Annotated in this window: 24 protein-coding genes and 1 tRNA gene; 13 read left to right on the top strand and 12 right to left on the bottom strand. The window is 71.0% G+C overall.

The window, feature by feature from the left end:
* Nucleotides 1-34 precede the first annotated feature (34 nt).
* The 3 genes from IE237_RS17945 to IE237_RS17935 are packed head-to-tail and all read right to left on the bottom strand — an operon-like array spanning nt 35 to nt 2,795.
* A complete protein-coding gene (locus IE237_RS17945) occupies nt 35-697 on the bottom strand; it encodes a TrmH family RNA methyltransferase (protein WP_189803018.1) in 663 nt (220 codons plus the stop codon).
* A complete protein-coding gene (locus IE237_RS17940; protein WP_189803017.1) occupies nt 694-1,950 on the bottom strand; it encodes an HTTM domain-containing protein in 1,257 nt (418 codons plus the stop codon). The genes IE237_RS17945 and IE237_RS17940 overlap by 4 nt, the downstream gene beginning before the upstream one ends.
* Nucleotides 1,947-2,795 (bottom strand): DUF5819 family protein, encoded by an 849-nt coding sequence (locus IE237_RS17935; RefSeq protein ID WP_189803016.1) that lies wholly within the window; start codon nt 2,793-2,795, stop codon nt 1,947-1,949. Before IE237_RS17935 ends, IE237_RS17940 begins: the two co-directional genes overlap by 4 nt.
* 113 nt (nt 2,796-2,908) lie before the next feature.
* Here IE237_RS17935 and paaA point away from each other — a divergent pair, with 113 nt between their 5' ends.
* The 6 genes from paaA to IE237_RS17905 all read left to right on the top strand — a co-directional run bounded on the left by paaA (nt 2,909) and on the right by IE237_RS17905 (nt 7,778).
* Nucleotides 2,909-3,925: a 1,2-phenylacetyl-CoA epoxidase subunit PaaA gene (gene paaA, locus IE237_RS17930; protein ID WP_189803015.1), complete on the top strand. Its 1,017-nt coding sequence runs from the start codon at nt 2,909-2,911 to the stop codon at nt 3,923-3,925.
* The gene (gene paaB, locus IE237_RS17925) at nt 3,922-4,209 is read left to right on the top strand and encodes a 1,2-phenylacetyl-CoA epoxidase subunit PaaB (protein WP_189803014.1); all 288 of its coding nucleotides are present in this window, start codon (nt 3,922-3,924) and stop codon (nt 4,207-4,209) included. Before paaA ends, paaB begins: the two co-directional genes overlap by 4 nt.
* On the top strand, nt 4,206-4,934 hold the full coding sequence (gene paaC, locus IE237_RS17920) for a 1,2-phenylacetyl-CoA epoxidase subunit PaaC (protein ID WP_189803013.1): 729 nt from the start codon (nt 4,206-4,208) through the stop codon (nt 4,932-4,934). The genes paaB and paaC overlap by 4 nt, the downstream gene beginning before the upstream one ends.
* The gene (paaD, locus tag IE237_RS17915; protein ID WP_189803012.1) at nt 4,928-5,425 is read left to right on the top strand and encodes a 1,2-phenylacetyl-CoA epoxidase subunit PaaD; all 498 of its coding nucleotides are present in this window, start codon (nt 4,928-4,930) and stop codon (nt 5,423-5,425) included. Before paaC ends, paaD begins: the two co-directional genes overlap by 7 nt.
* Nucleotides 5,426-6,514, top strand: coding sequence for a 2Fe-2S iron-sulfur cluster-binding protein (locus IE237_RS17910; protein WP_189803011.1), 1,089 nt, complete (start codon nt 5,426-5,428; stop codon nt 6,512-6,514).
* A gap of 130 nt (nt 6,515-6,644) precedes the next feature.
* The gene (locus IE237_RS17905) at nt 6,645-7,778 is read left to right on the top strand and encodes an acyl-CoA dehydrogenase family protein (protein WP_189803010.1); all 1,134 of its coding nucleotides are present in this window, start codon (nt 6,645-6,647) and stop codon (nt 7,776-7,778) included.
* Between the two features lie 15 nt (nt 7,779-7,793).
* Here the strand turns inward: IE237_RS17905 and IE237_RS17900 are convergent, their stop codons facing one another.
* From IE237_RS17900 to IE237_RS17885, 4 genes are all read right to left on the bottom strand, one after another.
* The gene (locus tag IE237_RS17900; protein WP_189803009.1) at nt 7,794-8,138 is read right to left on the bottom strand and encodes a rhodanese-like domain-containing protein; all 345 of its coding nucleotides are present in this window, start codon (nt 8,136-8,138) and stop codon (nt 7,794-7,796) included.
* A gap of 54 nt (nt 8,139-8,192) precedes the next feature.
* The gene (locus IE237_RS17895) at nt 8,193-8,948 is read right to left on the bottom strand and encodes a hypothetical protein (RefSeq protein ID WP_189803337.1); all 756 of its coding nucleotides are present in this window, start codon (nt 8,946-8,948) and stop codon (nt 8,193-8,195) included.
* Nucleotides 8,949-9,397: 449 nt separating this feature from the next.
* Nucleotides 9,398-10,858 (bottom strand): DUF2252 domain-containing protein, encoded by a 1,461-nt coding sequence (locus IE237_RS17890; RefSeq protein ID WP_189803008.1) that lies wholly within the window; start codon nt 10,856-10,858, stop codon nt 9,398-9,400.
* Between the two features lie 138 nt (nt 10,859-10,996).
* On the bottom strand, nt 10,997-12,139 hold the full coding sequence (locus IE237_RS17885) for an ABC-2 transporter permease (RefSeq protein WP_370468199.1): 1,143 nt from the start codon (nt 12,137-12,139) through the stop codon (nt 10,997-10,999).
* Nucleotides 12,140-12,295: 156 nt separating this feature from the next.
* On the opposite strand from IE237_RS17885, the gene IE237_RS17880 reads away from it, so the two are divergent.
* Nucleotides 12,296-12,763, top strand: a complete 468-nt coding sequence (locus IE237_RS17880; RefSeq protein ID WP_189803006.1) for a MarR family winged helix-turn-helix transcriptional regulator — start codon at nt 12,296-12,298, stop codon at nt 12,761-12,763.
* A 125-nt stretch (nt 12,764-12,888) separates the two neighbouring features.
* Here IE237_RS17880 and IE237_RS17875 read toward each other — a convergent pair whose 3' ends face one another.
* From IE237_RS17875 to IE237_RS17865, 3 genes are all read right to left on the bottom strand, one after another.
* The gene (locus IE237_RS17875; protein WP_189803376.1) at nt 12,889-13,548 is read right to left on the bottom strand and encodes a response regulator transcription factor; all 660 of its coding nucleotides are present in this window, start codon (nt 13,546-13,548) and stop codon (nt 12,889-12,891) included.
* A 38-nt stretch (nt 13,549-13,586) separates the two neighbouring features.
* On the bottom strand, nt 13,587-15,365 hold the full coding sequence (locus IE237_RS17870) for a sensor histidine kinase (protein ID WP_189803336.1): 1,779 nt from the start codon (nt 15,363-15,365) through the stop codon (nt 13,587-13,589).
* 199 nt (nt 15,366-15,564) lie between these two features.
* A tRNA-Leu gene (locus IE237_RS17865) sits at nt 15,565-15,651 on the bottom strand.
* A 517-nt stretch (nt 15,652-16,168) separates the two neighbouring features.
* Here IE237_RS17865 and IE237_RS17860 point away from each other — a divergent pair.
* From IE237_RS17860 to pknB, 6 genes are all read left to right on the top strand, one after another.
* Complete coding sequence (locus IE237_RS17860; RefSeq protein ID WP_189803005.1) at nt 16,169-17,038, top strand: FHA domain-containing protein; 870 nt, start codon at nt 16,169-16,171, stop codon at nt 17,036-17,038.
* A gap of 10 nt (nt 17,039-17,048) precedes the next feature.
* Nucleotides 17,049-17,567 (top strand): FHA domain-containing protein FhaB/FipA, encoded by a 519-nt coding sequence (locus IE237_RS17855; protein ID WP_189803004.1) that lies wholly within the window; start codon nt 17,049-17,051, stop codon nt 17,565-17,567.
* 170 nt (nt 17,568-17,737) lie between these two features.
* Nucleotides 17,738-19,231, top strand: a complete 1,494-nt coding sequence (locus tag IE237_RS17850) for a Stp1/IreP family PP2C-type Ser/Thr phosphatase (protein ID WP_189803003.1) — start codon at nt 17,738-17,740, stop codon at nt 19,229-19,231.
* A 26-nt stretch (nt 19,232-19,257) separates the two neighbouring features.
* Nucleotides 19,258-20,700, top strand: coding sequence for an FtsW/RodA/SpoVE family cell cycle protein (locus IE237_RS17845; protein ID WP_189803002.1), 1,443 nt, complete (start codon nt 19,258-19,260; stop codon nt 20,698-20,700).
* Nucleotides 20,697-22,163, top strand: coding sequence for a peptidoglycan D,D-transpeptidase FtsI family protein (locus IE237_RS17840; RefSeq protein WP_189803001.1), 1,467 nt, complete (start codon nt 20,697-20,699; stop codon nt 22,161-22,163). Before IE237_RS17845 ends, IE237_RS17840 begins: the two co-directional genes overlap by 4 nt.
* Nucleotides 22,164-22,319: 156 nt before the next feature.
* The gene (gene pknB / locus IE237_RS17835; RefSeq protein WP_189803000.1) at nt 22,320-24,344 is read left to right on the top strand and encodes a Stk1 family PASTA domain-containing Ser/Thr kinase; all 2,025 of its coding nucleotides are present in this window, start codon (nt 22,320-22,322) and stop codon (nt 24,342-24,344) included.
* Between the two features lie 107 nt (nt 24,345-24,451).
* Here pknB and IE237_RS17830 read toward each other — a convergent pair whose 3' ends face one another.
* Together IE237_RS17830 and IE237_RS17825 are read right to left on the bottom strand one after the other, a co-directional pair.
* Complete coding sequence (locus IE237_RS17830) at nt 24,452-25,129, bottom strand: class E sortase (RefSeq protein WP_189802999.1); 678 nt, start codon at nt 25,127-25,129, stop codon at nt 24,452-24,454.
* A 37-nt stretch (nt 25,130-25,166) separates the two neighbouring features.
* Nucleotides 25,167-25,721 (bottom strand): class E sortase (locus tag IE237_RS17825; protein ID WP_189802998.1); only part of this gene is annotated, 555 nt, incomplete at its 5' end.

Below are 25,721 nucleotides of genomic sequence, written 5' to 3'. Positions count from 1 at the left end.
GGCTCGTGGAGGCCCTCCGGGGCCTCCACGACGCCTACGGCGCCTCGATCTCCGCGTACCGCTGCACCCATGCGTGCATGGCGATCGCGGCCGCCGCGCCCGCGTTGATCGACCGGGTCGAGCCGAACTGGGCGATCGAGCAGACCATCTCCACGTGGGCGCGGGCATCCTCGGTCAGCCCCGGACCCTCCTGCCCGAAGAGCAGCACACAGCGGCGGGGCAGCACGGTCCGCTCCAGCGGCACGGCTCCCGGCAGGTTGTCGATCCCGATGACCGGGATGCCCTCGGCCGCCGCCCACGAGGTCAGCGACGCCGTGTCCGGGTGGTGCCGGACGTGCTGGTAGCGGTCGGTGACCATGGCACCCCGCCGGTTCCAGCGACGCCGGCCCACGATGTGGACCTCCTTCGCCAGGAAGGCGTTGGCGGTCCGCACCACCGAGCCGATGTTGAAGTCGTGGCCCCAGTTCTCCACCGCGACGTGGAAGTCGTGGCGGCGGGTGTCCAGGTCGGCGACGACCGCCTCACGCGTCCAGTACCGGTAGCGGTCCACGACATTGCGCCGGTCGCCGCCGGCGAGCAGCTCCGGGTCGTAGCGCTCGTCCCGCGGCCACGGCTCCGGGTGCGGCCCGACGCCGATCTCGGGGCCGAAGCCCTCGTCGTACTGGACCGGCTCGGGCTGTTCTTCCGTGGTGCTCACCCGACGAGGGTACGGGGGCCGTGCTCCTCACCCGTACGGCGCTGCTCGGGCAGCGTCTCGGCGGGGGCCGTGCCGGCGGGGGTCCGCCTCAGCAGCCGGTCCCTGCCCCGGGTCGCCCCGGTCCCCAGCGCCACCAGGAACGCGGTCGGCAGGAACACGGCGTCGGCGGAGATCATCGCGAGCGAGAACACCGGAAGCCCGAGGAGCACCGCGATCCCGGCGTGCTCCAGCATCATCGCGACGAGGAGGACGTTCTTGACCCTGCGGTTGAAGAGGGTGAACGGGAAGGCGACCTGGACGATCACCGTGCCGTAGCTCAGCAGCATCACCATGATCCCGCTGGCTCCGAGCAGGTCGGAGAGGCCGGGCCAGGGCGAGAAGTAGTCCAGGTGGAGCGGGTAGTACAGCGCGGTCCCGTCCTGCCAGCGCGAACCCTGGATCTTGTACCAGCCGGCCGTGGCGTAGATCAGGCAGACCTCCACCATGAGCACGACGAGGACACCGTTGTGCGCGAGGTTGGCGAGGGCGTCGAGCAGGGTGCGCGGCTCCCCGGGCGCGAGCCGGCAGACCAGCCACCACAGGCCGTTCCCGAGCCACAGCACCCACAGCAGCACCATCACCCACCACTCGCCGCTGACGTCGCTGAACCAGGTGGCGGCGAGCAGGAAGCCGCCGAGCACGGTCCACAGCAGCGGTCCGACGACATCGCGTCGCGGGGGCTCCCCGGCGCTCTCCGCGCGAGCCTCCCGGGCCGCGCGCCGGGCGTCGAGGGACCACACCCGGCCGCAGCGGGTGAAGACGAGGTAGATCGCGGCGAGGTGGAGGACGTTGTCGCCGCCGTCGCCCACGAAGATGGAGCGGTTCAGCAGCGACAGCACGCCGACCATGAACACCACGGACACGGCCCGGGTGCGCCAGCCCACCAGGAGCAGCACGGCGGAGAGCACCGCGGCCCCGTAGACGAACTCGAACCAGATCCGGCCGTCCGACCACATGAGGACGGTGAAGGCCCGGTTGTCGGCGATCAGCCGCTGCGCCAGCTCCCAGGACCAGGGGCCGTCGGGCCCGTAGAGCTGGTGCCGGTGCGGCAGCTCGCGCAGCAGGTAGAGCAGCCAGGTCAGCGAGAAGCCGATCCGCACGATCGCGCTCTGGTACGGGGCGAGGGTGCGGCCCGTGACGGCCTGCACGCCGCGGGCGAGCTTGCGGTCGAAGGGTTCGCGGGCACGCGCGGGCGTGGCGGGAGGGGTGCTCATCGGCCCGCCTCCGTACGGCTCGCGCGGTCACCGACGGACCGGTCGGTCTCGGTGATCGTCCACCACGGGAACTGGCGGTAGCCGGGGTTGGTCCGCGCCTTCTCGTCGCTCCACCGTGCGGCGGGAACGGGCCGGGTGACGGTGCGGATCTGGATGCGCCGCGTGTCGGGGCCGAGGGCCCGTCCGTCGGAGCCTTCGAGGGCGTAGAGCCTCTGCATCGCGAGCCGCCGCATGTACTGCTCCGAGAAGGTGCTGCGCGAGCCGTTGGGGCGGCCGTCGTCGGTGTGGGTGTTGAGGTAGAAGTCCACGGCCCGGCGGAGCTGGTTCTGCTGCGCGTGGCTGGGCATCGGGTTGTGGCGGATGGCCTCGATGTCCTGGGCGGTGAGGTCGATCCAGCCGGTGGTGCGGTGTCCGCCGTCGGCCGTGGCGAGCTCGGCGCGGACCTCGAGGGAGATGTTCATCTGGAGCGGATTGGGCGCGAAGAGCTTCCAGTTCTGCTCGAACTCGGGGTAGATCCAGTCGCCGACGGCCTCGCCGTGCCGCTTGGTCAGCGTGTTGGACGGGGCCACGTGCAGGAACACCATCGCCAGGTGGACGCAGGCGAAAACGCCGGCGACGGCGAGCGCCACGGCGACGACGACCTGGTACGGCATCGAGAGGGCCATGATCCCGGTGCCCGGCCCGGTGGTCCCGGCAGAGCCGCCCGAGCCCTCGGTCCCGGCATCGACGGGGTCTTCCGGGGCCTCGTGATCCGGGGCCTCGCGAGGGGTGACCGGCGGGTCCTCGGGGGGTCTCCGCCCGTCGTCGCTCACCTCGACCGCGTCCTTTTCGACGTACGCGTCCATCCCGCCCCGATCCCGATCGGCCCACCTCGGTTATCCACAGGGTTGACACCATACGGGCCGCCGACCCACCATTGAAGTCATTCAACCGAACGATCGGTCGGTAGGGGATCTGAATGACCGCAGTGACGGCAGGGACGGCAGGGACCACGGGCGTGCCCGGCGTGTCGGACACGGCCGCGGCGGCGGAGCAGGCCGCCTACGAGGCCGTGTTCGACGCCGCCGTCGCCGCCGACGAGCGCATCGAGCCACGCGACTGGATGCCCGAGGCCTACCGGGCCTCACTCGTCCGACAGATCGCGCAGCACGCCCACTCCGAGATCATCGGCATGCAGCCCGAGGCGAACTGGATCACCCGCGCGCCCTCGCTGCGCCGCAAGGCGATCCTCATGGCCAAGGTGCAGGACGAGGCCGGCCACGGCCTGTACCTGTACAGCGCGGCCGAGACCCTCGGCACCAGCCGCGACGAGCTGCTCGACAAGCTCCACACCGGCCGCCAGAAGTACTCCTCGATCTTCAACTACCCCACGCTGACCTGGGCAGACGTCGGCGCGATCGGCTGGCTCGTGGACGGCGCCGCCATCACCAACCAGGTCCCCCTCTGCCGCTGCTCCTACGGCCCGTACGCCCGCGCGATGGTCCGGGTCTGCAAGGAGGAGTCCTTCCACCAGCGCCAGGGGTACGAGGCACTGCTCGCCCTCTCCCACGGCACCGAGGCCCAGCACGCCATGGCACAGGACGCGGTGGACCGCTGGTGGTGGCCCTCGCTGATGATGTTCGGCCCGCCGGACGACGAGTCGACCCACACCGCCCAGGCCATGGCCTGGAAGATCAAGCGCCACACCAACGACGAACTGCGGCAGCGCTTCGTCGACATCGCCGTGCCCCAGGCCGAAGCCCTCGGCCTCACCCTCCCCGACCCCGACATCCGGTGGAACGAGGAGCGCGGGCACTACGACTTCGGCGCCATCGACTGGACCGAGTTCTGGGACGTCCTCAAGGGGAACGGCCCCTGCAACGACCAGCGGCTCAGCAAGCGGCGCCAGGCCCACGAGGACGGCGCCTGGGTCAGAGAAGCAGCCGCGGCCTACGCGGAGAAGCACACCGGCAAGCACGGAGAGGCACAGGCATGACGACCGACGGTTGGCCGCTGTGGGAGGTGTTCGTGCGCTCCCGCCGCGGACTGTCCCACACCCACGCGGGCAGTCTCCACGCCCCCGACGCGGAGATGGCCCTGCGCAACGCCCGCGACCTGTACACCCGCAGGTCCGAAGGCGTGTCCCTCTGGGTCGTCCCCTCCACGGAGATCACCGCCTCCTCGCCCGACGAGAAGGACCCCTTCTTCGAGCCGGCCGCGGACAAGCCCTACCGCCACCCGACCTTCTACGAGATCCCCGAGGGGGTGAAGCACCTGTGACCGGCACCACCGACACCCGCACCACCGCCGCGGCGCTCGCCCTCGGCGACGACGCCCTCGTGCTCTCCCACCGCCTGGGGGAGTGGGCCGGCTCCGCCCCCGTCCTGGAGGAGGAGGTCGCCCTGGCCAACATCGCCCTCGACCTCCTCGGCCAGGCCCGCGTCCTGCTCTCCCTCGCCGGCGACGAGGACGAACTGGCCTACCTCCGCGAAGAACGCTCCTTCCGGAACAGCCAGCTGGTCGAGCAGCCGAACGGCGACTTCGCCCACACCATCGCCCGCCAGCTCTACTTCTCCACCTACCAGCGCCTCCTGTACGGACAGCTGGCCTCCGGCGACGGCCCCTTCGCCGGCCTCGCGGCCAAGGCCGTCAAGGAGGTCGCCTACCACCAGGACCACGCCGAGCACTGGACCCTGCGCCTCGGCGACGGCACCCCCGAGAGCCACCGACGGATGCAGCGAGCCGTCGACGCCCTCTGGCGGTACACCGGCGAACTGTTCCAGCCCGTCGACGGCCTCGACCTGGACCTCTCCGCCCTCGACACCGCCTGGCTCGACTCCGTCACCGACACCCTCGGCCGGGCCACGCTCACCGTCCCCTCCGGACCGCGCACCGGCGCCTGGAGCGCGGGCGCCGGCCGGCAGGGCCTGCACACCGAGTCCTTCGGCCGGATGCTCGCCGAGATGCAGCACCTGCACCGCAGCCACCCGGGGGCGACATGGTGACCATGACGGCCCTGGAAGAGGAACTGAGCCGCATCGCCGGCTCCGTCCCCGATCCGGAGCTGCCCGTCCTCACCCTGGAGGAACTCGGCGTCATGCGGGGCGTGCAGGTCCTCGGCCCCGGCCGCGTCGAGGTCTCCCTCACCCCCACCTACACGGGCTGCCCCGCGATCGAGGCCATGGCCTCCGACATCGAGCAGGCCCTCCACCGGCACGGCATACCGGACGTCTCCGTCGTCACCGTCCTCGCCCCCGCCTGGTCCACCGACGACATCAGCGACGAAGGACGACGCAAACTCACCGAGTTCGGCATCGCCCCACCACGCCCCCAGGGACCCGCCGGCGGCCCCGTGCCGCTCACCCTGGCGATCCGCTGCCCCCACTGCGGATCCACCGACACCGAGCTCCTGAGCCGCTTCTCCTCCACCGCGTGCAAGGCACTGCGCCGCTGCACCGCCTGCCGCGAACCGTTCGACCACTTCAAGGAGTTGTAGATGGAGTCCTCAGCCGCCGGACGGGCCGGATTCCACCCGCTCCGGGTGAGCGAGGTCGACCGCCTCACGGACGACTCCGTAGCCGTCACCTTCGCGGTCCCGCCCGAACTCCACGAGGCCTACCGCCACCTCCCCGGCCAGCACCTCGCCCTGCGCCGCACCGGCGAACAGGGAGAGGAGATCCGGCGCACCTACTCGATCTGCGCCCCCGCGTCCCCGCCCGGCGAACCCCCCGTCCTGCGCGTCGGCATCCGGCTCGTCGACGGCGGCTCCTTCTCGACGTACGCGCTCAAGGAACTGGCCGTCGGCGACCTCGTCGAGGTCATGGAACCGATGGGCCGCTTCGCGCTCAGCCCGCGCCCCGGCCACTTCGCCGCCGTCGTCGGCGGCAGCGGCATCACCCCGGTCCTGTCGATGGCGGCCACCCTGCTCGCCCGCGAACCCGAGGCCCGGTTCTGCCTCATCCGCAGCGACCGCACCGCCTCCTCCACGATGTTCCTCGACGAGGTCGCCGACCTGAAGGACCGCCACCCGGACCGGTTCCAGCTGGTCACCGTGCTCTCCCGGGAAGAGCAGCAGGCGGGCCTGCCGTCCGGACGCCTCGACCAGGAGCGCCTCGCCGAACTCCTGCCCGCGCTCCTGCCGGTCGACACGATCGACGGCTGGTTCCTCTGCGGCCCCTTCGGACTCGTCCAGGGCGCCGAGCGGGCACTGCGCGGCCTCGGCGTCGACCGCGGGCGGATCCACCAGGAGATCTTCCACGTCGACGACGGCTCCGCGCCCGCCCCGGCCCCCGCGGCCGACGCCCCGGCGCACGCCACCCTCACGGCCACCCTCCACGGCCGGTCCGGCACCTGGCCGGTGGAGCGGGGCGAGACGCTCCTCGACACCGTGCTCCGCGCCCGCGCGGACGCCCCGTACGCCTGCAAGGGCGGAGTGTGCGGCACCTGCCGCGCCTTCCTCGTCGGCGGAGAGGTGCGGATGGACCGCAACTTCGCCCTGGAACCGGAGGAGACGGAAGCCGGATACGTCCTGGCCTGCCAGTCCCATCCGGCCACCGCGGACGTGGAGTTGGACTTCGACCGCTGACCCGTCCGGGACACCGACGAAGAGGTGGCGCCACCCAAGTGCGGGCGGCGCCACCATTCCCTTCCCCTAGAACCTGTTCTATCTTGACGACCCGTCAGGAAGACACGGTCGGCAACGGGAAGGCAGCACAGTGGACTTCACCTTCACCGAAGAACAGCAGGCGGCCGTGGAAGCCGCCAAGGCGGTCTTCTCGGACGTCACCCCCGACGCGGTCCCCAGCCCCGCCCTCACCCCGGGCGCCGTGGCCGACGACCTCGACCGGCCCCTCTGGACCCGCCTCGCCACCGCCGACCTCCTCGGCCTCACCCTGGCCCCCGAACACGGCGGCGCCGGACTCGACCCCGTCGCCCTCTGCCTCCTCCTGCGCGAATCCGCCCGCGTCCTCGCCCGCGTCCCGCTCCTGGAGACCAGCGCCGTCGCCATGACCGTCGAGCGGTACGCCCACCCCGACACGGCCGCCGGACTCCTCCCCCGCGTCACCCGCGGCGAACTCGTCCTCACCGCCGCCTCCCACGGACGCACCGGCCACGAACCCGCCGACCGCGCCGTCACCGCACACCACGACGGAACGACCTGGATCCTCGACGGCCTCCAGACCGCCGTCCCCTGGGCCCACAGCGCCGACATCATCGCCGTACCCGCCCACACCCCCGAAGGCGGCACCGTCCTCGCCCTGGTGCCCCGCGACCACCAGGGCCTCGACCTCACCGCCCAGTACTCCACCAGCGGCGAACTCCTCGCCGAACTGCACCTCGAAGCCCTACGCCTCGACGAGACAGACGTCATCACCACCGACGGCGCCTGGGAACGGCTGCGCGACCTGCTCACCACCGGAACCTGCGCACTCGCCCTCGGCCTCGGCGAGACCGTCCTCACCATGACGAGCCAATACACCGGAAAACGCGAACAGTTCGGCCACCCCGTGGCCACCTTCCAGGCCGTCGCCGTCCAGACCGCCGACCGCTACATCGACCTGCGCGCCATGGAGGCCACCCTCTGGCAGGCCGCCTGGCGCCTCACCGGCGACACCGCCGGCGCGCTCCCCGCAGCGGGAGACATCGCCGTCGCGAAGATCTGGGCCTCCGAAGGCGTCCGCCGCGTCGTCCAGACCGCCCAGCACCTGCACGGCGGCTTCGGCGCCGACACCGACTACCCGCTGCACCGCTACCACGCCTGGGCCAAGCACCTCGAACTGTCGCTCGGCCCCGCCGCGGCCCACGAGGAGGCCCTCGGCGACCTGCTGGCCACCCACCCCCTCGGCTGACGCCTCAGAACACCGTCAGAGGACGAACGCCGGGCTGCCGCTCTCCGCCACCATCGGCCGCCCGGCACCGTCCCAGGCCAGCATCCCGCCGTCCACGTTCACCGCGTCGAAGCCCTGCTGCACCAGATACTGCGTGACCTGCGCCGACCGGCCACCCACCCGGCACATCACAAAGGCGCGACCGCGCTCGGCCACGGCCTCCGTCACCTCACCGAAGCGGGCCACGAAGTCACTCATCGGCACGTGCAGCGCACCCTCGACATGACCGGCCGTCCACTCGTCGTCCTCCCTGACGTCCAGCACCAGGGCATCGGCCGGCACGGAAGCCGCGTCCACCGAGGGCAGCGGGGAGAAATTCATGGGACAAGCCTTCTCTCGTCAGAACCGCCCGAAGGGCTCGGGCGCACGGAAAACCTACTGCACCAGCCCCGCGAGCTCGCTCTCCCGCTCGGAGACCTGCGCCAGCAGCTGCTCGGCGATCTCCTCCAGAAGCCGGTCCGGATCATCGGGCGCCATCCGCAGCATCGCGCCGATCGCGCTCTCCTCCAGCTCACGCGCCACCGCCGACAGCATGTCCTTGCGCTCGGCCAGCCACTCCAGGCGCGCGTACAGCTCCTCGCTCTCGCTGAGCCGCTCCTCCGCCGGCGCGGGACCGGCCTCCCACTCCGCGGACAGCTCACGCAGCAGCGCCTCGTCGCCCCGGGCGTAGGCGGCGTTCACCCGCGTGATGAACTCCTCGCGCCGCTTCCGCTCGTCCTCCTCACGCGCCAGATCGGGGTGGGCCTTGCGGGCCAGCTCCCGGTAGAGCCTGCGGGCCTCCTCACCGGGCCGGACCCGCTTCGGGGACTGCACCGGCCGGTCGGTGAGCATCGCGGCGGCCTCGGGGGAGAGCCCGTCGGTGTCGATCCAGTCGTGGAACAGCTCGTCCACGCCGGGCATCGGCAGCACCGCGGCCCGCGCCTCCTGCGCCCGCCGCAGATCCTCGGGGTCCCCGGTACGCGCCGCCCGCGCCTCGGCGATCCGCGCGTCCAGCTCGTCGAGCCGCGCGTACATCGGCCCGAGCTTCTGGTGGTGCAGCCGCGAGAAGTTCTCCACCTCGACCCGGAAGGTCTCGACGGCGATCTCGAACTCGATCAGTGCCTGCTCGGCCACCCGCACAGCCCGCTCCAACCGAGCCTCAGGCCGCTCATCCCCGACCTGCGACCCCGCTGCCTCCGCACTCGAAGCCTGCGCGTCCCCGGCCTGCGCCCCCGCGGCCTCCGCACCGGAAGCCTGCTGGTCCCCGGCCTGCGCCCCCGCGGCCTCCGCACCGGAAGCCTGCTGGTCCCCGACCTGCGACCCCGCGGCCTCGGCAGTCGAAACCTGCTGGTCCCCGGCCCGCGACCCCACGGCCTCGCCCGCCGAAGCCTGCTGGTCCCCGGCCGAACCGGCCTCGGGCCGCTCGTCCCCGGGTCCCTCGTTCACACCCTGGTCCACGCTCACGTCCACGCCGCCCAAGTCCTCGTTCCGCCTCGTCCCACCCAGCCTACGGTCCTCCAGGGGGCCTCCCCCCTCCCTCCCCCTCCCTCCCCTCCCCCCTTTTCTCGTCTCCCCCCGCCCCGCCCCGCCCGCGGCAGACCTCAGACGCCCAGTTCCGCCGCTATCCGACCCGTGCGAACGGCCGAGAGCAGGTCGGCGTGGTCGGCCGTGGTGCGGTCCGCGTACGTGACGGCGAAGGCCGCGACGGCCTCGTCGAGCTCCTCGTTCTTGCCGCAGTAGCCGGATATCAGGCGCGGGTCGGCGCTGTGCGCGTGCGCGCGGGCGAGCAGGGCGCCGGTCATCCGCCCGTAGTCGTCGAGCTGGTCCGGGGTGAGGGCGGCGGGGTCGACGCTGCCCTTGCGGTTGCGGAACTGCCGCACCTGGAACGGGCGCCCCTCGACCGTGGTCCAGCCCAGCAGGATGTCGCTGACCACCTGCATCCGCTTCTGCCCGAGCACCACGCGCCGCCCCTCGTGGCCGGCGTCCGGCACGGTGAACCCGGCGGCCGGCAGATGGGGCAGCAGGGCCGACGGCCGGGCCTCCTTCACCTGCAGCACCAGCGGCTCGCCCCGGTGGTCGAGGAGCAGGACCACGTAGGAGCGGGTGCCGACGCTGCCGGTGCCGACCACCCGGAAGGCCACGTCGTGGACGGCATACCGGGCGAGGAGCGGCAGTCTGTCCTCGGACACGGTCTCCAGGTACGCGCCGAGGGAGTCGGCCACCTCGGCCGCCTCGGCGTCCGGGACCCTGCGCAGCACCGGGGGAGCGTCGACGAACCTGCGGCCGCCGCCCTCGGCGTCCGTGACGGCCTCGGTCGACCGGGCGGCGAACCGGGCGCTGGTGTTGTTGCGGGCCTTGGCGGAGACCCGCTCCAGGGTGCCGAGGAGGTCGCGGGCGTCGGTGTGCGAGACGAGTTCCTCGTCGGCGATCGCGTTCCAGGCGTCGAGTGCGGGCAGCCGGGCGAGGAGGCGCATGGTCCGCCGGTACGCGCCGACGGTGTCGAACGCGGCGGCCCGGCACACGTCCTCGTCCGCCCCGACCTCGCGTCCGGCGAGGACGAGGGAGGTGGCGAGCCGCTTGAGGTCCCATTCCCAGGGGCCGACGACGGTCTCGTCGAAGTCGTTGAGGTCCATGACGAGCCGGCCGCGGGCGTCACCGTAGAGGCCGAAGTTGGCGGCGTGGGCGTCGCCGCATATCTGGGCGGCGATCCCGGTGACGGGTGTGCCGACGAGGTCCTGGGCCATCAGCCCGGCGGAGCCGCGGAGGAAGGCGAAGGGGCTCGCCGCCATCCTGCCGACCCGTATCGGCGCGAGCTCGGGGACGCGGCCGCGGCTCGATTCCTCGACGGCGCGCACGGCGTCCGGGCGGTCGGAGGCGAGGGCGGGCAGGTCGTGCGAGGAGCGGGGCACCCGCTCGCGCAGCTGCTTGCCCCGGTCCTTGGGGGAGACGCCGACGCCTGGGGCGGCGCGGCGCGCGAACCCCGGCACGTGCGGGACGCGTGCCCCGCCCTGTGCTCCGTCCGTACCGCGCTGTCCTGGCACGACGGCCCGGATCTCGTCCATGGGACGCCCTCCCCCGATGCGTTGTCCAACATCATCCGGCCCTGACCGTACCGCCGTTCCCGATCGACCGTCTCCCCCTGTGGACAACGCCTCCCCGAGCCTGTGGACAACCTCCCGACCCGGCCCTCGCCCCGGGCCTCAGACCGCGACGGCCTCCTCCATCTCCTCCTCCATCTCCTCCTCCATCTCGCCCTCGGCCTCGGCCCCGCGTCCGACACCAGCACCAGCACCAGCACCAGCCGCCACCGCGCCGGCCCCGCCCGGCGCCTGCCCCTGGCCCTGGCCCTGGCCGCCGGCCTTCCGGCGCCGCGCCTCCGTGAGTCCGGCGAGGACGACGAGAACGGCACCGGCGAGGAGCCAGAGGGTGAGGACCAGGATGTTCCTGCCGAGCCCGTGGCCGTCGAAGTAGACGTGGCCGCGCACACCCTCGACGAAGCCCGCGCCGTTCCAGAAGGCGTGCAGCGCGCCGAAGAAGCCGGGCTGGAGTTCGGGCCGGTAGATGCCACCGGAGCTCGTGAAGTTGAGCATGACGAAGAGCACCATCACGCCGAGCGTGGTCCAGCGGCGCAGGAAGGTGTGCAGGCCGACGCCGACGGCCAGGATGCCCGCCGCGTACAGCCAGGACATCGCCCAGACGCCGCCGAGCCCCTGGTCGACGAGGTGGAACACCGGCCCGGCGAAGAGGGTGCCGATCAGGCTGACGACGAGTGACATGCCGGCGGCGAGGAGGGCCCTGATGCGCATGGGCAGGACGGCTCCGGCTCCGCCGATGACGGCGACCGAGGCGTACGCGCCGATGCTGAGGGCGACGAGCAGGAAGAAGACGCCCTGGCCGGTGGGGTCGCCGGAGGCCGTGGGGGCGATGTCGGTGACCTCGAGCGGGGCGTCCTGGGCGGCGGCGACCTTCGTGAACACCTTCTCGACGGCCATGGCGCTGGTGTCGGAGGAGCCCGAGGCGACGAGCAGTTCGGGCTTCTCGCCGGGGATGTAGGCGCCGAAGCTGCGCTGTTCGCGCAGTGCGGAGGCGGCTGTGTCCCGGTCGGCGACGGTACGGACGTCGAGGGCGCCGGCGCCCTTGTTCTGGAGCGTCTGGGCGAGGACCTGGGTGGTGGGACCGGAGCCGACGATGTCGACGCGCAGATCGTGGGGTTCGGGCGCGTGGAAGGCACCGAGGTAGGCGAGCCCCATGCCGACGCACATCAACAGGGGGGTGAGCAGATGTCCGAGGACATGCCGCAACGCACCGCTGGTGTTCGGTCCTGCGGACACCGAGACCTCCATGGTTGGCTTTTACAACTAAGTACTCGTTGTACTATACAACCGAAAGCCCGCGGTGAGCGATCAGCGCCCGAGAACGACCCCTGAGAACGACCCCGAGTACGGCCCCGAATACGGCCCCGAATACGGCCCTGAGAACGACCCCCGAGGGAGCGCACGATGACCGGCGGCGCACAGCCACCCCGCGAGGCGTCCGTGGACGTCATCCAGCGCGAGCTGACGGCCTTCGCCCGCCGGGCCCGTGCCGCGGCGGCCCGGGTCCACCCCGAGCTCCCGCTCGTCTCGTACACCCTCCTCGCCCACATCGAGGAGCAGCGCGGCTGCCGCGCCACGGACCTCGCGGCCCACTACTTCCTGGACAAGTCGACGGTGAGCCGTCAGGTCGCCGGCCTGGAGAAGCTGGGCTTCGTCGAGCGCCGCCCCGCGCCCGACGACCACCGGGTGCACGTCCTGCACCCCACCGAGGCCGGCACCAAGGTCCTCGCCGCGGCCCAGACGAACCGCCTCGCCGCCTTCGAGGAGCGCCTGGAGGACTGGCCTGCCGAGGACCTGGCGCGCTTCGCCGCGTACCTGCTGCGCTACAACGCCGCGGCCACGAACCCCGCCCCCGTCCCCCCTCCGAGCTGAACCACCCCCGGGCCCGCCCGCGGCCCCGCACCCCGCACCCCGCACCCCGCACCCCGCACCCCGCCCGAGAATCGCCCCTCGCCCGAGAAGCACCCCTCGCCGGCGCGCCACGCCCCCCAGCTCCCCTACAGCCCCGCGTCCCGCGCGAGGAGCGCCGCCTGCACCCGGTTCTCGCAGTGCAGCTTGGCCAGGATCCGGCTCACGTACGTCTTCACCGTGGCCTCGCTCATGTGCAGCCGCTTCCCGGCGTCCGCGTTGGAGAGGCCCTCCCCGAGCAGTGACAGGACGTCACGCTCCTTCTCGCTGAGCGCGGCCACCCGCGTCCGCGCCTCCTCGGCGCGCGCCGCCTCCCGGCCGGTGGCCAGGCGCTCCACCACGTGCCGGGTGGCCGCCGGCGACAGGTAGGCGTCTCCCGCGGCGGCCGCCCGCACCGCCCCGATCAGCTCGGCGGGCGCCGTGTCCTTGAGCAGGAACCCGGCACCCCCGTGCTCCAGGGCCCGCAGGACGTTCTCCCGCTCCCCGAAGGTCGTCAGGATGATCACCCGGGCCGCGGGCGCGGCACGGCGCAGTTCGGGCAGGGCCGAGAGGCCGTCGAGTACGGGCATCTGGATGTCGAGCAGCACCACGTCGGCGGCGTGCACCCGTGCGGCCTCGACCGCCGCCCGCCCGTCGGCGGCCTCCCCGACGACCTCGATCTCCGGGTCCGAGATGAGGATCATCCGGATTCCGGCCCTGATCAGAGGCTCGTCGTCGGCGATCACGACCCTGATGGGCTGCCCTGCCACAGCTTCTCCCCCACGCCTCCGGTACGGGCGGTTCAGCGCTACCGCTGCTCGACCACGTACGACTTCTTCTCGATCAGCTTGCCGTCCTTGAAGCAGAACCGGAAAACGGGCTCTTCCTCGTAGGTCTCGCCCAGCTCCGAGGACATCAGCACCAGGCATTCGGAGCCTTCCGGCCTCGTGGGCCCGGAGCCCTTGAGGCCGGCCGTGGCGATGGTGTCGCCCGAGGGCAGCTGGTCGCGGACCTCCCTCTCGGTCATCCCGACCTTCACGGCCTCGTACTGACCGGGGTCGATCATCCCGTCCTTCAGCGAGCCCATCAGGAAGTAGAGACCGAAGCCCGCCGCCACCACCAGCAGGACGAGCGCCGCGAACGCGATCCCGCAGCCCAGCGCGACCGCTCCGCCCGTGCTCCTGCTTCTGCCCCCGCGCATCGCCATGGCCAGCTCCCGCTCCGTGAACGTCCAGTCGGCCGGTCCGACCGTGACCGGACGACCATCGCCGAGGAGCGGCTTCGTGGTCTGCTGCCGGAAGTCGTCCGCCGCATCGACCAAAGGCGCGGCCTCGGCGACGGGCGCCGCCCCGTACGGGAGCATCCCGGCGACCCGGAACCCGCCGTCGTCGGCGGGACCCGCGTGACACATGCCGCCCACCAGCCGGGCCCGCTCGATGAGCCCGGTGAGTCCCTGCCCTCCGCTCACGACGTCCTTCACCGGTCCGTCCACGGGGTCGCCGTTGACGACCTCCACGACGAAGGTGTCCGGCTCGTACCGCAGCTCGACGGCGATCGGCGCGCCCGGCGCGTACTTGTAGGCGTTGGTCAGGGCCTCCTGCACGATCCGGTACGCGGCGTGGTCGGCGGCCGGCGCCAGCGGTCTCGGCTCCCCCAGCCGCTTCAGCCCGACGGAGGTGCCGGTGGCCCGGGCGGCTCCGACGAGGCCCTCGATGCCGGCGGTCCCGCGCGCGGCCCGTCCCGTCTCGTCGCCGGCCGGCGCGGGCGCCGCCGCGGTCCCGTCGTCGGCCGCGACCCCGTCGCGGAGTATCCCGACGACCTCCCGCAGCTCGTGCATGGCGGTCACCGACGCGTTCCGCAGGACGCCGACCACCTCGCGCTGCCGGTCGCTCAGCTCCCGGTCTACCTCCAGGGCGCCCGTGTGCACGGCGATCAGCGCCAGCTGGTGGCCGAGGCTGTCGTGCATGTCCTGGGCGATCCGCTGGCGTTCTCGCAGCCGGGCGTGCCAGACCACCATGTTCCGCTCGCGCAGCAGCTGGGCGTTGCGCTCCTGGAGCGCGTGCAGCAGGGTCCGCCGCTGGGTCCAGTAGCGGTGGGCGAGCCCGGGGGCCAGGGTGGTGCCCAGGTAGTAGAGGGTCGCCATGAAGGCGACGGTGAGCAGTCGCTGCCGGTCCCAGGTCTCCAGGAGTGTCCCGCCGACGTTGAGGACGAAGGCGGCGATGAACGCGGCCAGCGCCTGCCCGGCGGTCGCGATGTACCGGCCGGACGACCAGCCGACGACGATGAGCAGGGGCCCGAGTCCGGGGACGAAGGGGGTGAGGCCGGCGGTCAGGACGAGCACGCTCGCGGGAAGTCTGCGCCGCAGCAGTGACAGTACGGCCGCGCCGGCGGCGACCGCGGCGAGCCGCCATCCCTCGCCGCCGAGGAGTTCCTCGGTCCCGGCGGCCAGCAGTGCGACGACCACGGCGAGGGCCACCTCGCCGGTGATCCTGCGCCGTGACCACTGTCCGGGCACGGCGAACCAGCGCCACCAGGCGGCGGCGGTGGCCCGGATCTCCCGTGCGGTCCAGCTCCCCGACTTCGACATAGCGTCCACGCTCGAACCCTAGGCAGCGGCGGGTGCCCCGGACGTCCCTCTTTCGTCTCGCCGTCCGACGACAAAAGTCGTGCGTCCGCCGAGGCCTGCCGACACACTTCGAAGATCCTCGACGGGGACGTGGGAAGGCTCACACCGACGCCGGGAAACGCGGAAGCCCCGTAGGTCGATGACCTACGGGGCTTCCGTCTGGTGCGCGAGGGGGGAGTTGAACCCCCACGCCCTTGCGGGCACTGGAACCTGAATCCAGCGCGTCTGCCTATTCCGCCACCCGCGCATTGGGTGGTCTCCCTGCCCTCTCACTTTTCAGTGGGAGCGCCTGGCGACATCTGAAGATTAGCACGTCGCAGACCGTGGATTCACATCCGTTGTTTCGCCCTCGCTCCCGGAGAACAAGGAGAGGGGAGGGAGGCGCGCCGGGACCCTGAAGCGCGCGGTGCCGGGAGGAATGAGGAGCGAGGGGCGAGGAGAGGAGGAAAAAGACCGGGGCGGGACAAGGACCTGCGACCGGGGAGACGGAAGGGCGAAGGAGGGACGAAGGAGGGATGGAGGAGGAACGGAGGAGGGACGAAGAAGGGAGGAAGGGGACGGACCGCCCCCGAACTCCGGCCCGAGCCTCCGCTCCCACAGCCGGGTGCGGGACACTGTCCACAGGCCGCCTCTACGATCCGTGGGGAAAGCCTGTGAGAGGTGACACTCGTCCACAGGGCAGAGAAGGGGAACCAGCCGATTTCCCGACGCGTGGATACGATCAGTAAGCAGTACCAGGGCGACAACGACGGAGGAGGTGCCCCATGGGAGTCCTGAAGCGTTTCGAGCAGCGTCTCGAAGGCCTGGTCAACGGCACCTTCGCCAAGGTCTTCAAGTCCGAGGTCCAGCCCGTCGAGATCGCCGGCGCGCTCCAGCGCGAGTGCGACAACAACGCGACGATCTGGAACCGCGAGCGGACCGTCGTCCCCAACGACTTCATCGTGGAGCTGAGCACGCCGGACTACGAGCGTCTCAGCCCCTACTCGGGCCAGCTGGGCGACGAGCTCGCCGGCCTGGTCAGGGACTACGCGAAGCAGCAGCGGTACACCTTCATGGGCCCGATCAAGGTCCACCTGGAGAAGGCCGAGGATCTCGACACCGGCCTGTACCGGGTCCGCAGCCGCACGCTCGCGTCGAGTACGTCACAGCCGCAGCCTCCCTCCGCGGGGCCGCAGCAGCACGCACAGCAGCAGGGCCGCGGCGGCTACGGGTACCCCCCGGCCGGCGCCCCGCCCATGCCTGCCTCTCCGCCTCCCGGCGCGCCCGGCCACCGGCCGACGGCGCCCGCCGGGCGCCCGGCGGGCGGCCCCGGATCCATGCCCGGCCCCGGCACCCACGCCGGATCGGGCTCCCCGGTGCGCCGCTGGATCGAGATCAACGGCACCCGCCACCAGATCTCCCGCCCGACCCTGGTCCTCGGCCGCAGCACCGACGCGGACGTGAGGATCGACGATCCCGGCGTCTCCCGCCGGCACTGCGAGATCCGGACCGGAACGCCCTCGACGATCCAGGATCTGGGATCCACCAACGGCATCGTGGTGGACGGGCAGCACACCACCCGCGCTACGCTCCGCGACGGCTCGCGGATCGTCGTGGGCAGCACCACCATCGTTTACCGGCAAGCCGAAGGGTGAAGCGGGGGCAATGTCAGAGCTGACCCTGACGGTCATGCGGTTGGGTTTCCTGGCCGTTCTGTGGCTGTTCGTCATCGTGGCCGTCCAGGTCATCCGCAGCGACCTGTTCGGTACGCGGGTCACCCAGCGCGGTTCGCGGCGCCAGGAGGCGCGACCCCAGCAGAACGCGCGCCAGGCCGCCGCGCCTCCGCAGCAGCGCGGCCAGCAGAGCACGGGCGGCCGCCAGCGGCGTGGCGCCCCGACCAAGCTGGTCGTCTCCGAGGGCACCCTCACCGGCACGACCGTCGCCCTGCAGGGCCAGACGATCACGCTGGGCCGGGCGCACGACTCGACGATCGTGCTGGACGACGACTACGCGTCGAGCCGCCACGCCCGGATCTACCCGGACCGTGACGGCCAGTGGATCGTCGAGGACCTCGGGTCCACCAACGGCACGTATCTCGACCGGACGCGCCTCACCACCGCCACACCGATTCCGCTGGGCGCGCCGATCCGCATCGGCAAGACCGTCATCGAGCTGCGGAAGTAGTGCTACATCATGAATAGGCGCGAGCGGAGCGAGCGAGCCGGGACGGTCCCCGCCGCGGGACGTGCCGCGCTCCCGACCGGAGCGACTGAAGCGACCGGAGCGACCGGAGGGTGGGCAGTGTGGGTCGAGACCGGCTGTACCCCGATGCAGCGTCGACAGGGCAGGTGCGCATGACTCTGTCCCTGCGATTCGCCGCGGGCTCGCACAAGGGCATGATCCGCGAGGGCAACGAGGACTCGGGCTACGCCGGGCCCCGGCTCCTCGCCATCGCCGACGGCATGGGCGGCCAGGCCGCCGGTGAGGTCGCCTCCTCCGAGGTGATCTCCACGCTCGTCACGCTCGACGACGACGTCCCCGGCTCCGACATCCTCACCTCGCTGGGTACGGCGGTGCAGCGCGCCAACGACCAGTTGCGGATGATGGTCGAGGAGGACCCGCAGCTGGAGGGCATGGGCACCACGCTCACCGCCCTCCTGTGGACCGGCCAGCGACTCGGGCTCGTGCACGTCGGAGACTCGCGCGCCTATCTGCTCCGCGACGGCGTCCTCACCCAGATCACCCAGGACCACACCTGGGTCCAGCGGCTCGTCGACGAGGGCCGGATCACCGAGGAAGAGGCCACCACCCACCCGCAGCGCTCGCTCCTGATGCGCGCGCTCGGCAGCGGCGACCACGTCGAACCCGACCTGTCGATCCGTGAGGTCCGGGCGGGCGACCGCTACCTGATCTGCTCCGACGGCCTGTCCGGCGTGGTCTCCCACCAGACCCTCGAGGACACCCTCGCCAGCTACCAGGGCCCGCAGGAGACCGTGCAGGAGCTGATCCAGCTCGCGCTGCGCGGCGGCGGCCCCGACAACATCACGGTGATCGTCGCCGACGTCCTCGACGTCGACGGCGGTGACACCCTCGCGGGTCACCTCAGCGACACCCCGGTCATCGTGGGTGCCGTCGCGGAGAACCAGGCCCAGCTGAACGACGGCGGGGCGATGCAGACCCCGGCCGGTCGTGCCTCGGGTCTCGGCCGGCCCGCGCCGCACCAGCAGCCGCCCGCCGGCGGCTTCGGCCCGCCCGGCAGCGGCGACGACCACGGCTACGGCGGCATGCCCCCGCAGAGCTCCTTCGACTCCTACACGGACGACGACTTCGTCAAGCCGCGCACGGGCCGCAAGTGGCTCAAGCGCTCCTTCTTCCTGCTCCTCGTCCTCGGCCTCGTCGGCGGCGGGCTGTACGGCGGCTGGCGCTGGACGCAGACGCAGTACTTCGTGGGTTCCAAGGACCAGCACGTGGCGCTGTACCAGGGCATCAGCCAGGACCTGGCGTGGGTGTCGCTCTCGAAGGTCGAGAAGGACCACCCCGAGATCGAACTCAAGTACCTGCCCGCCTACCAGCGGAAGCAGGTCGAGGACACGATCGCGGGCGGCAGCCTCGGCAAGGCCGAGACGAAGATCTCCGAGCTGGCCGTGCAGGCCTCGGCCTGCAAGAAGGCCGAGCAGCGTCACGCCGCCGCCGAGAAGGCCGCCGACCAGGCGAGCAAGCCGCCGGCCACGCAGAAGCCCGACGGCACCGCCACCCCTGACTCCAAGCCCACCACAGCCGCTCCGTCCCCGGGTCCCACCCTCACCGCGGAGGAGCAGAAGCTGGCCTCGAACTGCGGCAAGCAGTAAGCACCCGTAGGGGGCCTTTCACCACCATGAGCGTTGTCACCAACACGACCACCATCGGCGCGATCGAGGCGCCGAGCCGCCGCAACACCGAGCTGGCGCTGCTGGCGTTCGCCGTCGTCATCCCGGTGTTCGCGTATCTCAACGTGGGCCTGGCCATGGACGGCAAGGTCCCGGCCGGAATGGCCGGATACGGCCTGGGCCTGGCGCTGCTCGCGACCGTCGCCCACCTCGTGGTGCGCAAGTGGGCCCCGTACGCGGACCCGCTGCTGCTGCCGCTGGCGACCCTGCTGAACGGCCTGGGCCTGGTGCTGATCTGGCGTCTGGACCAGTCGCCGCGGCTGATCGCGCTGGCGAAGCGCCAGTACGGGGCGTTCAGCGAGTCCGCGCCGAACCAGATGATGTACTCGGCGATCGGCGTCGCCATGTTCGTGGGCGTGCTGCTGGTGCTCAAGGACCACCGCGTCCTCCAGCGCTACACGTACATCTCCATGGTCGCGGCCCTCGTCCTGCTGCTGCTGCCGCTCGTCCCGGGCCTCGGCACCGACAGCTTCGGCGCCAAGATCTGGATCCGCATCGGCGGCTTCTCGATCCAGCCCGGTGAGTTCGCCAAGCTCGTACTGGCCGTCTTCTTCTCCGGCTACCTGATGGTGAAGCGCGACGCGCTGGCCCTGGCCAGCCGCCGCTTCATGGGGCTCTACCTGCCCCGCGGCCGTGACCTCGGCCCGATCATCACGATCTGGGCGGTCAGCCTCCTCATCCTGGTCTTCGAGAACGACCTCGGTACGTCGCTGCTGTTCTTCGGCATGTTCGTGATCATGCTGTACGTGGCGACCGAGCGGACCAGCTGGATCGTCATGGGTCTGCTGATGGCCGTGGCCGGAGCGGTGGTCGTCGGCTCCACCGCCAGCCACGTGCAGTCCCGTGTGGCCGCGTGGCTCGACCCCTTCGAGTGCCTCAAGACGGCGCCCCCGAACTCGAACATGGCCTACGCCTGCGACCAGATGACGCAGGTGCTCATGTCGTTCGGTTCGGGCGGCATCCTCGGCACCGGTCTCGGCCAGGGCAACTCCGACCTCATCCAGTTCGCCGCCAACTCCGACTTCATCTTCGCCACCGTCGGCGAGGAGCTCGGCCTGACCGGCGTCATGGTCTTCCTGCTGCTGTACGGGCTGATCATCGAGCGCGGTATCCGTACCTCCCTCGCCGCCCGCGACCCCTTCGGCAAGCTGCTCGCGATGGGCCTCTCGGGCGCCTTCGCGCTCCAGATCTTCGTCGTCGCCGGCGGTGTGATGGGCCTCATCCCGCTCACCGGCATGACGATGCCGTTCCTCGCGTACGGCGGATCCTCCGTGATCGCCAACTGGGCCCTGATCGGCATCCTCATCCGGATCAGCGACACCGCGCGCCGTCCCGCGCCCGCGCCCGCACCGTCCCCCGACGCCGAGATGACCCAGGTGGTCCGTCCGTGAACAAGCCGCTGCGGCGGGTCGCGATCTTCTGCGGCCTGCTGGTCCTCGCCCTGCTCCTGCGGGACAACTGGCTCCAGCTCGTCCGAGCCGACGAGCTGAACGCGCATCCCAAGAACCGACGCGTCCAGATCGAGCGGTACTCGAACGAGCGCGGCAACATCATCGTCGACGGCAAGCCCATAACGGGATCCGTCGACTCGGGCGACAAGTTCTACAAGTTCAAGCGCACCTACCTGGACGGCCCCATGTGGGCCCCGGTCACCGGCTACGCCTCGCAGGCGTACGACGCCAACCAGATCGAGAAGATCGAGGACGGCATCCTCACCGGCAACGACGACCGGCTCTTCTTCGACCGCACCCTCGCCATGTTCACCGGCGAGAAGAAGAAGGGCGGCGATGTCATCACCACCCTCAGCGGTGCCGCGCAGAAGGCCGCCTACGAGGGCCTCGGCAGCAAGACCGGCGCCGTCGTCGCCATCGAGCCGAAGACCGGCAAGATCCTGGCGATGGCGTCCACGCCCTCGTACGACCCCTCCACCTTCGCCGGCTACTCCGGCAAGGACGAGAAGGCCTGGGTCGCGCTGGAGAAGGACAAGAACAAGCCGAAGCTGAACCGCGCGATCCGCGAGATCTACCCGCCCGGTTCCGTCTTCAAGGTCGTCACCGCCGCCGCGGCGCTGGAGAACGGCAAGGTCACCGACATCAACGCGGCGACCCAGACCCCCGAGGGCTGGAAGATCCCCCTCTCCAACCGGGAGATGAAGAACCACGCCAGCGGCTGCGCCAACGCCAGCCTGAAGCGCGCCCTCGACATCTCCTGCAACTCGGTGTTCGCGAAGCTCGGTGACGACGTCGGCCGCGACAAGATGGTCGAGATGGCGGAGAAGTTCGGCTTCAACGCCGAGCAGTTCACCCCGGTCCGCTCCTCGGCTTCCGTCTACGACAAGAACGCCGACCGCGGTGGAAACGCGCTCTCGTCGATCGGCCAGTTCAACACCGCGACGACCCCGCTGCAGATGGCGATGGTCACAGCGGCGATCGCCAACGACGGCAAGCTGATGAAGCCGTACATGATCGACCAGCTGCGGGCGCCGAACGTCGACATCATCAAGCAGAACGAGCCGGAGGAGATGAGCCGGCCGGTCTCCCCGGAGAACGCCCAGCTGCTCCAGCAGATGATGGAGAGCGTCGTCACCAACGGCACCGGCGGCAACGCCGACCTGAACATGGACGGCGTGAAGGTCGGCGGCAAGACGGGTACGGCCCAGCACGGCGAGAAGAACGCCAAGCGGCCGTACGCCTGGTTCATCTCGTACGCGAAGACGTCCGAGGGCTCCCCGGTCGCGGTCGCCGTCGTCGTCGAGGACTCGGCGGGCACCGACCGTGAGGACATCAGCGGTGGCGGCCTGGCCGCCCCGATCGCCAAGGCCGTGATGAAGGCGGTCATCAAGACCCGGGGCTGACCCCCCGGATCCCGTACGAGCCAGGTACCGGTCAGGTATCAGCTATCGGCCCCGGGCGGAACGCCTTCCCGGGGCCGGTAGCGTATGCGCGAACAGCACACACCGCCGGACCACCCATGGGTGCGGTCGGGACAGACGGAGAGGGCTGGATTAGCTATGGAAGAGCCGCGTCGCCTCGGCGGCCGGTACGAGCTGGGCCCGGTGCTCGGCCGTGGTGGCATGGCCGAGGTGTACCTCGCCCAGGACACCCGGCTCGGCCGCACCGTCGCCGTGAAGACGCTGCGGGCCGACCTGGCCCGCGACCCGTCCTTCCAGGCCCGGTTCCGCCGTGAGGCACAGTCCGCCGCCTCGCTGAACCATCCGGCGATCGTAGCGGTCTACGACACCGGCGAGGACTACGTCGACCAGGTCTCCATCCCGTACATCGTGATGGAGTACGTCGACGGGTCGACCCTGCGCGAGCTGCTGCACTCCGGGCGCAAACTGCTGCCCGAGCGCACCCTCGAGATGACGGTCGGCATCCTCCAGGCGCTGGAGTACTCGCACCGCGCCGGCATCGTGCACCGTGACATCAAGCCGGCGAACGTCATGCTGACGCGCACCGGCCAGGTCAAGGTCATGGACTTCGGCATCGCGCGCGCCATGGGCGACGCCGGCATGACCATGACGCAGACCGCCGCGGTGATCGGCACGGCCCAGTACCTCTCCCCGGAGCAGGCCAAGGGCGAGCAGGTCGACGCCCGCTCCGACCTGTACTCCACGGGCTGCCTGCTCTACGAGCTGCTCACCGTCCGTCCCCCGTTCATCGGCGACTCCCCGGTCGCGGTCGCGTACCAGCACGTCCGCGAGGAGCCGCAGCCGCCGAGCAACTTCGATCCCGAGATCACGCCCGAGATGGACGCCATCGTCCTGAAGGCGCTGGTCAAGGACCCCGACTACCGCTACCAGTCCGCCGACGAGATGCGCGCGGACATCGAGGCCTGCCTCGACGGTCAGCCGGTCGCGGCCGCCGCCGCGATGGGCATGGGGATGGGCATGGCGGGCGCGCCCGCGTACGGCGGGGGCTACGGCGGCTATCCGCCGGAGGACCAGCCGACCACCGCGCTGCGCCAGGCCGACCCGGGCGGCCAGACGTCGATGCTGCCGCCGGTCAACCCGGACGACGGCGGCTACGGCTACGACGACCGTCCGGACCGCCGTCGCGGCGGTGGCCAGAAGAAGTCGAACACCTCGACGATCCTCCTGGTCCTCGCGGGCATCCTGGTGCTCGTCGGCGCGATCTTCATCGGTGTCTCGATCTTCGACAAGAAGGACGGGCAGCAGCAGGTCAAGGTCCCGCAGCTGGTCGGGCAGACGATGGAGCAGGCGCAGGGCCTCGCGAAGAACGCCCAGGTGAAGGTCCAGCAGGCCGGCACCGAGCGCTGCGACCAGCCCAAGGACGCGATCTGCCGCCAGGACCCGGTCGCGGACGGCACCGCGAAGATGGACGCCGACGGCACGGTCCAGGTGTTCATCTCCGAGGGCGCACCGCTCATCGAGGTCCCCGACGTCGTCGAGCAGTCCCAGGAGCGGGCCGAGCAGAGCCTCAAGGACAAGGGCTTCAAGGTCAAGGTCGAGCAGGAGGAGTCCGACGAGGACCCCGGCACGGTCCTGCGCCAGAACCCGGACGGCAACACCAAGGCGGAGCAGAACTCCGAGGTCACGATCACGGTCGCGAAGAAGCAGCTGTCCGAGCTTCCCAGCGTCAAGGGCCGGACCTACGACCAGGCCGTCCAGCAGCTGAACTCGCTCGGCTTCACGAACGTGACCAAGGAGGAGGTCGACAACGATCAGCCCGCGGGCACGGTCGTCGACCAGACTCCGCAGGGTCCCTCGAACCAGCCGAAGGACGTCCAGATCACGCTGAAGGTCTCCAAGGGCCCGCAGCAGACCCAGGTCCAGCTTCCGACCGGCCTGACCGGCAAGAAGTTCAAGGAGGTCCGGGACCTGCTGCAGAGCATGGGCCTCACGGTCGTCCAGCAGGGTTCGGACAAGGAGGACGCGATGGTCCTCGGTACGAACCCGCCGGAGGGTTCGACGGTTCCCAGCAACCAGCCGATCACCGTCATGACGATGGGCGGCGGAGGCGGCGGGGACAACAACAACGGCAACCCCGGCGGCGGTGGCGGCTTCTTCGACTGACGCCCGGCCGCACGCGGCACGCACGAAGGGGAGAGCCCCGGCATCCGTGAGGATGCCGGGGCTCTCCCGCGTCCGCGGGTCAGGACACGGGGGTCAAGGAAGGGGGGTCAGCGCAGCTCCGCCGGGGGTGTGCGGTCGCGGTCGACCTTCTCCGTGCGTTCCAGTTCGCCCCAGACGATGTAGCGGTAGTCCGAGGTGTACATGGGGGTGCAGGTGGTCAGCGTGATGTAGCGGCCGGGCTTGGTCTTCCCCGATTCCTTCGGGACGGGCTGGAGGACGTCCACGTTGTACTTCGTGGTCTCGGGCAGGGTCTTGTAGACCTTGTAGACGAACCAGGTGTCCTTGGTCTCGAAGACGATCGCGTCCCCGGTCTTCAGCTTGTGGATGTTGTGGAACTTGGCTCCGTGCCCGTCCCGGTGCGCGGCGAGCGTGAAGTTGCCCTGCTTGTCCCGCGGCAGCGCGGACTTGATCGGGTCGGTGTAGTAGCCGGCGACACCGTGGTTGAGGACGTCGCTGCCGGTGCCCTGTTTCACCAGGACCTCGCCGTTCTTCATGGCGGGTACGTGGAGGAAGCCGATGCCGTCCTTGGTGTCGAGGGCGCCGGGTCCCTGGTCGGCCCACTGGTCGCGGACCTGGGCGCCGTCCTTGTCGGCGGCGCGGTCGGCGAGGACGTTGGTCCACCACAGGGAGTAGACGACGAAGAGGCCGAGTACCAGGCCCGCAGTGATGAGGAGTTCGCCGAAGAGGCTGATGATCCCGGCGATCCGGTTGCGCGCGCGTGCCACTAGGTCGTCCCGTCGTCCCGTCCGGAGGTGTGGGGTCTCAGCCTACGAGCGCCTGCGGCTTTCCCTTGCTGCGCGGGCGTTCGTCGACCAGCTTGCCCCAGACGATCATGCGGTACGTGCTGGTGAACTCGGGTGTGCAGGTGGTCAGCGTGATGTAGCGGCCGGGGGCCTTGAAGCCGGACTGCTTCGGTACGGGGTCGATCACGGACACGTTGGAGGGCGAGGTCTGGGGCAGGATGCTGGCCATCTCGTACGTGTAGTAGGCGCTCTTGGTCTCGACGACGATGGGGTCGCCGGGGCGGAGCTGGTTGATGTACCGGAAGGGTTCGCCGTGGGTGTTGCGGTGGCCGGCCACGGCGAAGTTGCCCTGTTTGTCGGCGGGCATGGCGGTCTTGAGCTTGCCCTCGCCGTAGTGGCCGACCATGCCCTTGTCGAGGACCTTGGGTTTGCTGATGCCTTCGGCGATGGGGACGACGACGTCGAGCTTGGGGATGTACATGATGGCGAAGCCCTTGCCGGGCTCGAAGGCCTCTGGCTTGTTGTCGCCGCCCTCGTGGGCCCAGGTGTCCTCGATCTGCGCCTTGGCCTTGTC

The organism is Streptomyces tanashiensis (assembly GCF_014648895.1).
Classification (GTDB): domain Bacteria; phylum Actinomycetota; class Actinomycetes; order Streptomycetales; family Streptomycetaceae; genus Streptomyces; species Streptomyces tanashiensis.
Note: the sequence above shows the minus strand (reverse complement) of the source record. Positions and strands in the feature narration are given on the sequence as shown.